The sequence below is a fragment of the Streptomyces sp. NPDC023838 genome (assembly GCF_040639555.1).
Taxonomy (GTDB): Bacteria; Actinomycetota; Actinomycetes; order Streptomycetales; family Streptomycetaceae; genus Streptomyces.
Map to the genome: position 1 here is coordinate 164677 of NZ_JBFAAD010000017.1, position 10490 is coordinate 175166.

At 72.2% G+C, this 10490-nt stretch carries 9 protein-coding genes; 5 read left to right on the top strand and 4 right to left on the bottom strand.

Translation table 11 applies throughout. From position 1 onward, the window contains the following. Positions 1-547 precede the first annotated feature (547 nt). Positions 548-2485 (top strand): alkyl sulfatase dimerization domain-containing protein, encoded by a 1938-nt coding sequence (locus AB0G17_RS21805; RefSeq protein WP_361385102.1) that lies wholly within the window; start codon positions 548-550, stop codon positions 2483-2485. Here the strand turns inward: AB0G17_RS21805 and AB0G17_RS21810 are convergent. Together AB0G17_RS21810 and AB0G17_RS21815 are read right to left on the bottom strand one after the other, a co-directional pair. Next, positions 2452-2703, bottom strand: a complete 252-nt coding sequence (locus tag AB0G17_RS21810) for a DUF397 domain-containing protein (RefSeq protein WP_361385105.1) — start codon at positions 2701-2703, stop codon at positions 2452-2454. The two genes, AB0G17_RS21805 and AB0G17_RS21810, sit on opposite strands and share 34 nt — an antisense overlap. Continuing rightward, complete coding sequence (locus tag AB0G17_RS21815) at positions 2700-3515, bottom strand: helix-turn-helix transcriptional regulator (RefSeq protein WP_361385108.1); 816 nt, start codon at positions 3513-3515, stop codon at positions 2700-2702. The genes AB0G17_RS21810 and AB0G17_RS21815 overlap by 4 nt, the downstream gene beginning before the upstream one ends. A 97-nt stretch (positions 3516-3612) precedes the next feature. Here AB0G17_RS21815 and AB0G17_RS21820 point away from each other — a divergent pair, with 97 nt between their 5' ends. From AB0G17_RS21820 to AB0G17_RS21830, 3 genes are all read left to right on the top strand, one after another. Next, a complete protein-coding gene (locus tag AB0G17_RS21820) occupies positions 3613-4038 on the top strand; it encodes an ATP-binding protein (protein WP_361385111.1) in 426 nt (141 codons plus the stop codon). 61 nt (positions 4039-4099) lie between these two features. After that, positions 4100-5335 (top strand): FG-GAP-like repeat-containing protein, encoded by a 1236-nt coding sequence (locus tag AB0G17_RS21825; RefSeq protein ID WP_361385114.1) that lies wholly within the window; start codon positions 4100-4102, stop codon positions 5333-5335. Positions 5336-5379: 44 nt separating this feature from the next. Continuing rightward, positions 5380-6612 (top strand): FG-GAP-like repeat-containing protein, encoded by a 1233-nt coding sequence (locus AB0G17_RS21830; RefSeq protein ID WP_361385117.1) that lies wholly within the window; start codon positions 5380-5382, stop codon positions 6610-6612. A gap of 11 nt (positions 6613-6623) precedes the next feature. On the opposite strand, the gene AB0G17_RS21835 is transcribed toward AB0G17_RS21830, so the two are convergent. Both AB0G17_RS21835 and AB0G17_RS21840 read right to left on the bottom strand, forming a co-directional pair. Beyond that, positions 6624-8258 carry a D-aminoacylase gene (locus tag AB0G17_RS21835; RefSeq protein WP_361385120.1) on the bottom strand — a complete coding sequence of 545 codons (1635 nt, stop codon included), beginning with the start codon at positions 8256-8258 and terminating at the stop codon, positions 6624-6626. 22 nt (positions 8259-8280) lie between these two features. Further along, positions 8281-9552, bottom strand: a complete 1272-nt coding sequence (locus AB0G17_RS21840; RefSeq protein ID WP_361385123.1) for an amino acid deaminase — start codon at positions 9550-9552, stop codon at positions 8281-8283. Positions 9553-9691: 139 nt separating this feature from the next. Here AB0G17_RS21840 and AB0G17_RS21845 point away from each other — a divergent pair. Continuing rightward, the coding region (locus AB0G17_RS21845) for a sugar kinase (RefSeq protein ID WP_361385165.1) at positions 9692-10490 on the top strand (799 nt) is incomplete at its 3' end.

Consider the following 10490-nt stretch of genomic DNA (forward strand, 5'->3'; position numbering starts at 1 on the left):
TCTTCGTCTGCGGGTGGTGGTGGGCTGGTCGCGCAGTTCCCCGCGCCCCTAAAGTCCGGGGGCCGCGCGCGCGTGTTCGTCTGCGGGTCGTCGTGGGTTGCTCGCGCAGTTCCCCGCGCCCCTTAAGTGCCGCTGCGCGGCGTCCTCGGGGCGCCCCGGAGGGGGCGTATTTAGGGGCGCGGGGAACTGCGCGAGAAGCGAGCACGGTCTGCAGACGACATCGGGTTTTAGGGGCGCGGGGAACTGCGCGAGAAGCGAGCACGGTCCGCAGGCGACAGCGGGTTTAGGGGCGCGGGGAACTGCGCGAGAAGCGAGCACGGTCTGCAGACGACAGCGGGTTTAGGGGCGCGGGGAACTGCGCGATCGGCCCCCCGGCCCGCGGGGATCCTCGGGCCCCACACCCCCCCGCGCCCCGCGCGGCCCGCGCGGCCCGCCCCGGCAATCTCAGCCAAACCCCCCGCCCCCCACCCCCCGCCCACTTCCAAGCCCCGCCCGCCCGGCGTTACGTTCCCCCACCCCCGCCCACGCGGCTTGAGGAGGCAGGACCATGACCAACGGCAAGCCCGTCGAACCCACCCCGTACGTCGTTCGCAGCAACCGCCCCGCAGGGGCGACCGGCGGCGTCCCCTCCGACGTCTCCGACTTCCGCAACGCCTCGCAGGGGCTGATCGCCCGCCCGGACGTACCGAGGATCCCCGCCCGCGACGGAAAGACCGTCGCCTGGGACTTCGGCCGGTTCGACTTCCTCCGGGGCGAGGAGGAGATCCCGCCCTCCGTCAACGCCCGCGTCTGGCGCCAGGGCCGTATGAACGCCATGGCGGGCCTCTACCTCGTCACCCGCGCCGAGGACGGCGCCGTCTACCAGGTCCGCGGCTACGACCTCGCCAACATGACCATCGTCGAGGGCCGCACCGGCCTGATCGTCATCGACCCCCTCGGCTCGTACGAGACCGCCCAGTACGCCCTGCGCCTCTACCGCGCCACCACCGACGACCAACGCCCCGTCAAGGCGATCGTCTACACCGCCAGCTGCGTCGACCACTTCGGCGGCTCCCGCGGCCTCTTCGCGGACCGAGCGGACCAAGCGGACCAAGCAGGCCAAGCCGACCAGGCGGCGGGCCCGCAGCCGGGCCAAGAAGACACCGTCCCCGACGACCTCGCCGTCTACGCCCCCGACGGCTTCCTCGACGACGCCGTACGCCGCCACGTCGTCGAGGGCCTGGCCACCGCGTGCCTGGTGGACCACACGTACGGCACCCGCCTGGAAGCCGGGCCGTACGGCCTGATCGACAGCGGCCCCGGCCTCACCGTCTCGGCGGGCGAGGCCACCCTCGTCCCGCCCACCCACCAGCTCTCCGGCGAGGTCGAGGCCGACGGCGTCCGCCTGGTCCTCCAGCCCGCCGCGGGCCTCCAGTCCCCGGCCGAGATGAACGTCTACCTCCCCGACCGCAAGGTGCTCTACCTGACCGCCCCCGGCCTGCTCGGCGGCCTCGGGGACGTACGCGCCCGCCACCTCGACGAGACCCTGAAGGCCTTCGGCGGGGTCGCGGAGATCGTGGCCGGGGCGTACGAGTGGCCCGGCTGGGGCGACAAGGCCGTCTCCGCCAGGCTCGCCGCGCGCCGCGACGCCTGGGTCAGGCGCCAGACCCAGCCCTCGAACCAGCCCTTCCACGCCGCCGGATACGTCGGCACCGCCACCCAGGCCGCCCGCCAGACCTGGCTGCGCCTGCTCGGCCACGAGTGCGTCGCCGCCACCGACGCGGTCGCCCCGACCCCCGCCTCCGCGACCACCGCCAAGCGGTACGTGGTGGCCCTGGGCGGCGCCGACGCCGTCCTCGCCGCCGCCCGCGAGGAGTACGACGCCGAGACACCCCGGTACGAGCGCGTCGTCGAGCTCCTCGACCACGTGGTGGCCGCCGCCTGCGACCCGACGACGGTGTCGCCGGCGGTCCTGGAGGCCGCGACGTCCCTCCAGGCCCTCGCCCTGACCCAGCTCGGTTACCTCGCCGAGTACGGCCCGCTGCGCAACGTCTACCTGACGGCCGCCCGCGACCTGCGCTCCGTCCCGCAGCCGCCCGGCGCCCGCCCGGTCGTGGGCGACCTGGTCCGTTACGCCAACCCCGCCCAGTACTTCGCCGCCGTGGCCGCCCGCCTGGACGGCCCGCGCGCCGCCGAGCAGCGCGACCCGATCGTCCTGCTGTGGACGTTCACCAACACCGGCCAGTCGGGCGTGACGGTGTTACGCGACGGCGTCCTCGTCTACACGGACACGCGAGGCGACACCATGCCCCCGGGCGTGGACAAGCCCCACGCGACGATCACCCTGACGCGAGACGCGCTGGATCAACTCCTGGTCTCCGAACCCGACTTCGCCACGAACTTCGACGAGGCCGTACGCGCGGGCCGCGTCCGGATCGACGGCGACCGGGCCGCCGCGGACACGGTCTTCGGCTACCTTCTCCCGGCTATCCCAGCCGTGAACTGAGCCCAGGCGGCGGCGGGGACGGCGAACGTCGGCCCGTCCCCGCCGAGCTTGGAGTCCCGGACGTGGATGGTGTGGGGCGAGCAGGCGGCGACCTCGACACAGGCGCTGCCTTCTGAGTCGCTGTAGCTGGACTTGCGCCAGTCCAGGGCCACTTCGAGGCAAGCGCCGCCCTGGCTGTCGCTATAGCTGGACTTGAACCATGTGAGCTCGTCGCTCATAGCTCCTCCGCCAATTTGCTGATGAACCCCGTCGACTCCTCGACGCTAAGGGCATGCAAGCGGATCATGCCATGGGTCTGGGTCAGTTGACTGACCTTGGCTGGGTCGGCGTACAGCACGCTCGTCTTCTGCCCCTCCGCGAAGGCGTACTGCTCGTGGTCACAGGTATCCAACAGGATCAGCGGGCCGTTCAGTGCCACGCCAGGGCACCGCCCCATCGGCAGCACCTGGACGGAGACGTTGCGCAACTCGCCCGCCCCCAGCACGTGATCGAGCTGTCGCTTCATCACGTCCCGGCTGCCGACGAAGGTGCGAAGAGCCGCCTCGTACATCACGAAGTTGAAGACGGCTGACGGTCGTGCCCGTAACGCGTCCTGCCTGCGCATGCGCGCTTCTACGCGTTCCGCGACGGTCTCGTCGTCCAGCGGCGGGTAACTCTCGCTGATCAGCGCCCGCGCATACTCCTCCGTCTGCAACAAGCCCGGGATGAGCAGCGGCTCGTACCAGTGGATGGCGATGGCCTCCGCCTCGACCAGCATGTAGTTCTGCGACCGCGCCGGAAACGGATCCGGCTTCAGATACTGGTGCGCGGCCACCAACTTCCCCTTGGCGCCGCACAGTTCGTCCCCCACCTGAAGCAGCCGCAGCGTCGGCTTGCGGCGGCCGTTCTCCATGGATTTGACGTACTCGTACTGGTAGTTCGTCGCCTTGGCCAGCTCCTCGCGGGTCACTCCCGCGCTCTCCCGCCAGAGCTTGACCTGGTCGCCGCAGTAGAGCCAGGCCATCGGCGGGTGTGCGTTCTCCTCGGTCATGGAAAACCGCTCCTCCGGGTACGTCGCAGGTACAGCCGTGGTCTGTACCCGGGCTGTCACTCCCTGTGGCTATGCCCGGCCCAACACCGTATGAGCCATGGAAAGCACAACTTCCCCCCATACGAAGGACGTTGAGTGGCGGTTTTCGCGCGGGCCGCGCAGCGTCGGCCGCGCGCGGGTGCTGCTCGCGGAGCAGGCGCGGGCCTGGAAGGTCCCCGACGAACTGACCGAAACCGCTGTCCTTCTTCTCAGTGAGCTGATGACCAACGCCGTACGGCACGGACGCGCCCCCGCCGACCGGGAGGTGCGGGCGCGGTGTGTGCTCGGCGGGGACATCTTCCGCGTCGAGGTGGTCGACGCGAACGCGACGCTGCCGTGTCCCAGACCGGCGGGGCCGGACGACGAGTCGGGGCGCGGGCTCGCGCTGGTCGAGGCGCTCTCCGACGCGTGGGGGGCGAACCCGCGCCCGTACGGAATCGGCAAGACGGTCTGGTTCGAACTGATCCTCGGCGGACGGCTATGATCCGCTGACTTTCCACGTCTTCACAGCATTCGCACATACCCGGGGGGACCACGTGCGTTCCATGTCTTCGCGCCTCATACGCGGTGTGCTCGCGGCCGGTGCCACCGCCGGGCTGGCCGCCACCCTCACCGCCGCGCCCGCCCAGGCCGCGAGCGGCTACGACCGCTGTGCCTGGGGCAAGCTGTGCGTCTTCAGCGAGCCGATGGGCAGGGGCGACATGCTGGTCGTCCCGGGGTCCATGCTGCGGCTCGGGTCCTGGGACAACCGGATCAGCTCGTTCGCGAACTTCTCCGACATGCCCGTCTGCTTCAACAGCGAGCCGGACCTGGAGGGGAACCCGGAGCGGGCCAGGGCCACGCACTACTACTCGGGCATGGTGTCCTTCGACGAGAGTTCCCGGCCGGACCTCGACAACGCCGTCAGCTCGCTCGACCTGGACCGCGAGGCGGACCACTTCTGCGGTACGGAGGGGCGCTTCCCCACGTACTCCACGTGGGAGTTCGAGACCAGGCAGCGCCCGGCGGGGCAGCCCGCCTCGGCCGCCTTCGGCGACGCCGACGGCGACGGCTTCGGCGACCTGTACGCGCGCGACAAGTTCGGGCAGCTGTGGACGGACCACACGTACGCGAGCAAGGGGCGCACCCGGGTCGTGGGCGGCGGCTGGAACGCGATGACCCAGCTCACCCGGCACGGCGACTACAACGGCGACGCCAAGGAGGACCTGTTCGCGCGGGACCGCTCCGGCGTCCTGTGGTTCTACCCGGGCCTCGGCGACGGCACCTTCGGCGACCGCGTCAGGGTCGGCGGGGGCTGGAACGCCATGCGCGACCTGGCCGCCGCCGGGGACCTGACGGGCGACGGCCGCGCCGACCTGCTCGCCGCCGACACCACCGGCACCCTGTGGACGTACCCCGGCGACGGGCACGGCAACTTCGGTGCCCGCCGCAAGGTCGGCGGAGGCTGGAAGGTCATGAACGAGCTGGTCGGGGCCGGAGACATGAACTCCGACCAGCGGGCCGACCTGGTGGCCCGGGACACCGCCGGGAAGCTGTGGTTCTACCCCGGCACCGGCCGCGGCACCTTCGGCGACCGCAAGCTCATCGGCACCGGCGGCTGGAACGCGCTCACCGAGCTGGCGGGCGTCGGCGACGTCACCGGCGACGGCCGCCCGGACCTGCTCGCGCACGCGCCGGGACAGCAGGCGCTCCGGGTGTACCCGGGCACGGGCGCGGCGGACGGCGGCCTGCGGGCGCCGAAGCAGTACGCCCAGGCCCGCGCCACCCACCTCGTCTTCTGACCCGCACCCCTGCATCTTCCTTTGTTTCGAACGGAGTTCGGTCCATGCTCGGCTTCACCTCGGCCCGGCGGCGCCTGATCGGTACGGCCACCGCCGTCGCCGCGTCGCTGGCCACCCTGCTCACCGCGGCCCCGCAGGCGGCCGCCGCCACCTACGACCGCTGCCCGGCGGGCAAGCTCTGCGTGTTCCAGTACGGGAACTTCCAGGGCAAGATGGAGATCATCTCGTCCAGCCGACCCACCCTCGGCATCTGGAACAACTCCGTCTCCTCCCTCGTCAACAACAGCGACCTCTACGTCGCGCTGGCCCTGGACTCCGACTACAAGGGCGAGCACTACTTCATGGGCCCGCACAGCGGCCCCAACGACCTCACCGGCGGCACCATCGGCCGGGAGTGGGACAACAAGGTCAGTTCCATCCGCGTGGCGACCACCGAATACGAGGCCACCCAGGGCGTGCCGTGGATGGACTGGTTCGTCCAGGACGAGGAGAAGCGGCCCGCCGCTCTGCCCGCGGTGGCGCAGTTCGGCGACCTGAACAACGACAGCCGCCCCGACCTCCTGGAGCGCGCGGACGACGGGCGGCTGTGGTTCCTGTCGGGCGCCGGCGACGCCAACTGGGTGACCAAGGGCAGGCTCGTCGGCGGCGGCTGGAACGCGATGACCCAGCTCACCCGGCACGGCGACTACAACGGGGACGGCAAGGAGGACATCTACGCGCGCGACCGGTCCGGCATCCTCTGGTTCTACCCGGGCCGGGGCGACGGCGCCTTCGGCGACCGCGTCAGGGTCGGCGGCGGCTGGAACGCGATGCGCGAGATCAGCGCGGCGGGCGACCTCAACGGCGACGGCCGCCGCGATCTGCTGGCCCGCGACACCTCCGGCGTGCTGTGGTCCTACCCGGGTAACGGCCGGGGCAACTTCGGCACCCGCCTCAAGGTCGGCGGCGGCTGGAACGCCATGAACCAGCTCGCCTCGCCCGGCGACCTGAACGGCGACGGCAAGGCGGACCTGGTGGCCCGCGACGGGTCCCGGACGCTGTGGCTGTACCCGGGCAACGGCCGGGGCACCTTCGGCGGCCGCGCCAAGCTCCCGTACGCCTGGCCCGCGGACGCCCCGGTGCTGGCCACCGGTGACGTCAACGGGGACGGGGTCTCCGACCTCATGCGGCCCATCGACTACCAGGTCTTCGCCTACCACGGCGACGGACACGGCGGGATCGGCAGCCCGTGGCCGGACATGCTCTGGGACACCGCCCGTAACGTACGCGTCTTCTGACGGGTCGTCAGCTAGTCGGCCGGGGTGGGTGTTCTGCGGACCGCCCGCCCCGCCAGCACGTCCGTACGCCGTCCGTCCTCGATGACGAACTTCCCGTCGATCAGGACGTACGGGATGCCCGTGGGCAGGGTGCGGGGGCGTTCGAAGGTGGCGCCCGCCGCGACCGTCCCGGGGTCGAAGAGGACGACGTCCGCGCGGTGACCCTCCTTGATCAGGCCCCGGTCCGGGAGGCGCAGGCGGGCCGCCGGGCGTGAGGTCAGATGGGCGACCATCTCCTCCAGGGAGAGAACGCCCAGGTCACGGGCGTAGTGGCCCAGGTAGTGGGGGAACGTGCCGTAGGCGCGCGGATGGGGCTTGGCGCCTTGGAGGATGCCGTCGCTGCCGCCGGTGTGGATGCGGTGGCGCATGATCGTCCGGACGTTCTCCTCGTGGCCCACGTGCTGGAGGATCGTCGAGCCGAGTCCGTCGTCGATCAGCAGGCGGCGGGCGGTCGTCCAGGGCGCCTCGCCCCGTAGGCGCGCGGACTGCGCGACCGTCCTGCCCACGTAGGGCGCGAGCGCCGGATCGCCGACCCCCGAGATCTCGATCGTCTCCCAGTCGATCGGGACCCCGTGGCAGCCGTCCGCCCCCACCACCTCCATGGCGTGGCGGATCCGCTCGGCCGTCGCGTCGTCCCGCAGCCGCGCCAGGACCGCCCCCGGCCCGCCCTCGCCCGCCCAGCTCGGCAGCATCGCGGCGAGCGTCGTACAGCCCGGGGTGTACGGATACGTGTCCAGCGTGATGTCCGAACCGGTGGCGAGCGCGCGGTCGAGGAGGGCGAGGAGCTCGGGCGCCCGGCCCTCGTTCACGCCGAAGTTCATCGTGGCGTGGGCCAGGTGCAGCGCGCAGCCGGCCGCGCGGGTCAGCTCCACCATCTCCTCGTACGCGCGCAGGGCGCCCGCGCCGTACGAGCGGTGGTGGGGGCAGTAGTAGCCGCCGTACCGCGCCACCACCCGGCACAGCTCGGTGAGTTCGGCGTCCGGGGCGTACATGCCGGGGGTGTAGGTGAGCCCGGAGGACATGCCGACGGCGCCCTGTTCCATCCCGTCGGCCACCAACCGCCGCATGCGGTCCAGCTCTTGGGGCGTCGCCTCGCGGTCCTCCCAGCCCATCGCGTACATCCGCACCGTGCCCTGCGGGATGAGGTACGCGGCGTTGACCGCGATGCCTTCGCCGTCGAAACCGTGGTCGAGGCGGTCGAGGTAGCCGCCGACCGTACGCCAGTCGAAGTCGACGCCCGTGTCCCCGGGCGCACCGCCGTTCCAGCCGGCGACGGCCCTGCGCACCTCGGCGAGGGTGCGGTCGTCGACCGGCGCGTACGAGAGGCCGTCCTGGCCCAGGACCTCCAGGGTGACGCCCTGGGCCGCCTTCGCGCTGTGGTCCGGGTCGCGCAACAGGGCCAGGTCGGAGTGGGCGTGCATGTCGATGAAGCCGGGGGCGAGGGCGAGGCCGTGGGCGTCCAGGGTGCGGGCGCCGGTGGGACGCGGGGCGCCCTCGGGGCACAGCGCCGCGATACGGCCGTCGCGGATGCCGACGTCGGCGCGGTAGCGGGGGGCGCCGGTGCCGTCTATGACGAGGGCGTCGCGGATGACGAGGTCCAGGTTCATGGTCCGGTTCCGGTCCGCGGGCTCAGAAGTACGTACGCACGTAGTCCGTCACCGTTCCGTCCGCCTCCACCAGCGGGATCAGCGGCCACTTGTCGAAGCTGGTGCACGGGTGGGAGAGGCCGAAGCCCACCCAGTCGCCGACCTCCAGCTCCACGTCCGGGGCGGTGCGCAGCCAGGCGTGCTGGTCGGAGAGGGCGGTGACCTCGATGCCGGTCGCGGGGCGCTGGACCCCGTCCCGCGCCCCGCGCACCACCTGCGCCTCGGGCAGGTCGAGGTCGTGCGCCGCGTCCCGCTTGCCCGCGTTCACGAACGCCTGGTCGGGGCTGGGCCGGGAGACGACCTGCGCCCACAGGCGGAAGGCGGGGTGCAGGGAACCCTCTTCCGGGATGCGGTTGAAGGGCGTGACCCGTCGGTACTGGCCGTCGTCGTGCGAGACGTACGCGCCCGAGCGCAGCAACTTCAGTACGGGAAGGGAGAGTTCGGGGATCTCCGCGAACACCTCGGCCACCGCGTCGAACCAGGCGCTGCCGCCCGCGCTGACCACGATCTCGTCGAGTCCCGTCCCCGAGAAGTGGCCCGCCTTGTCGAACTCCGAGGCCAGCGCGGTCAGCCTGCGCAGCCAGGCCGCGACCCGCTCCGGGGTGGCCCCGGGGACCTCGGCCTCGTACCCCGCGACGCCCACCAGGCGCAGGGTCCGGGTCGCGGTCACCGCGTCCGCGACCGCCGCGCAGTCGGCCTCGGTACGGGCGCCGGTGCGGGCGCCGACGCCCGCGCCCAGCTCGACGACGACATCCACCGGGCGGGCCGCCCCGGCCAGCGCCGCGTCCATCAGCTCGACCCCGCGCACCGAGTCCACGTAACAGATGAGCTGGAAGTCGGCGTCCCGGGCCAGCTCGGCGGCGATCCACTTCAGGGCCGCCGGGTCCACGACCTCGTTGGCCAGGAAGATCCGCCGGACGCCGAACGCCCGGGCCACGCGCACCTGGTGGGGCACGGCGAGGGTGATGCCCCAGGCGCCGTGGTCGAGCTGGCGGGCGAAGAGCTCGGGGGCCATCGTGGTCTTGCCGTGCGGGGCGAAGGCGAGGCCGTGGCGGGTCGCGTACGTCTCCATCAGCGCCAGGTTGTGCTCCAGGCGCTCGGCGGAGAGGGCGAGGACGGGGGTGGTGAAGCCGTCCGTGAACAGGTTCCGGCGCTGGGCCGCCAGCTCGCCGACGGTCAGGCCGTCGGCGTCCGGGGGAAGCCCCTTGAAGCGGTGGTCGACGCGCTCTTCGGCCAGTCCTGCCAGGAACCCCATGGAAGCCTCCGTGATACATCGTTGCGCCATGTGCAACGCCCGTTGCATGTCTCGCTCACTGCTGTCTAACATCCGGGCCAACGCCGGGTCAATGGTGCGAGGAGCGTCGCAGGTGGATGTCGTCTGTCTGGGAGAGTCCATGGTCACCTTCCTGCCGTCCCGGCCCGGGCGCCTCGCCGACGTACCGTCCTTCGAGCGCGCGGTCGGCGGCGCCGAGTCCAACGTGGCGTGCGCGCTGGCGGCGGCCGGGCACGCGGTGAAGTGGGTCAGCCGGGTGGGGGCCGACGGGTTCGGTGACCACGTGATCGAGGCCGTGGGCGCGTACGGGGTGGACACCTCCGGGGTGCGCCGCGACCCCGGGCGGCCGACCGGCGTCTACTTCCGCACCGCCGACGACCGTTCGGACGGGACGCACGAGGTCGCGTACTACCGGGCCGGGTCGGCCGCCTCCGCCATGTCGGTGGCGAACGTGCCGTGGGACGAGGTGTGGGCGGGGCGGGTGCTGCATCTGTCCGGGATCACGGCGGCGCTGTCTTCTGGCTGCCTGGAGCTGATGCGTGCGCTGCTGGAGCGCCGGCCCGGCCGCCCGCTGGTGTCGTTCGACGTCAACCACCGGTCGGGGCTGTGGGGTTCGGGGTCCGATCCCCGGGTGTCGCTGGAGCTGGCTCGGGGGGCGGATGTGGTGTTCGTGGGGGAGGACGAGGCGGAGGAGGCGTGGGGGTTGCGGGGCGCGACGGCGATCAGGGACGCACTGCCGGAGCCGGGGGTGCTGGTGGTCAAGGGGGGTGCGTGGGGGGTGACCGTTTTTGAGTCCCCCACCCCGCCCCTTCCCGAAACTCTCCGAGGGGATTCTTCGGCTGCGGGCCGTGGTGGGCCGGTCGCGCAGTTCCCCGCGCCCCTAGGTGGTCAGGGGCACGGCGTTCGCGGTCCCGCAGCAC

Coding starts and splice junctions, on each gene's coding strand:
- AB0G17_RS21835 (WP_361385120.1), bottom strand. CDS start 8,258: ATGAACCTGGACCTCGTCATCCGCGACGCCCTCGTCATAGACGGCACC.
- AB0G17_RS21810 (WP_361385105.1), bottom strand. CDS start 2,703: ATGAGCGACGAGCTCACATGGTTCAAGTCCAGCTATAGCGACAGCCAG.
- AB0G17_RS21830 (WP_361385117.1), top strand. CDS start 5,380: ATGCTCGGCTTCACCTCGGCCCGGCGGCGCCTGATCGGTACGGCCACC.
- AB0G17_RS21820 (WP_361385111.1), top strand. CDS start 3,613: ATGGAAAGCACAACTTCCCCCCATACGAAGGACGTTGAGTGGCGGTTT.
- AB0G17_RS21815 (WP_361385108.1), bottom strand. CDS start 3,515: ATGACCGAGGAGAACGCACACCCGCCGATGGCCTGGCTCTACTGCGGC.
- AB0G17_RS21825 (WP_361385114.1), top strand. CDS start 4,100: ATGTCTTCGCGCCTCATACGCGGTGTGCTCGCGGCCGGTGCCACCGCC.
- AB0G17_RS21840 (WP_361385123.1), bottom strand. CDS start 9,552: ATGGGGTTCCTGGCAGGACTGGCCGAAGAGCGCGTCGACCACCGCTTC.
- AB0G17_RS21805 (WP_361385102.1), top strand. CDS start 548: ATGACCAACGGCAAGCCCGTCGAACCCACCCCGTACGTCGTTCGCAGC.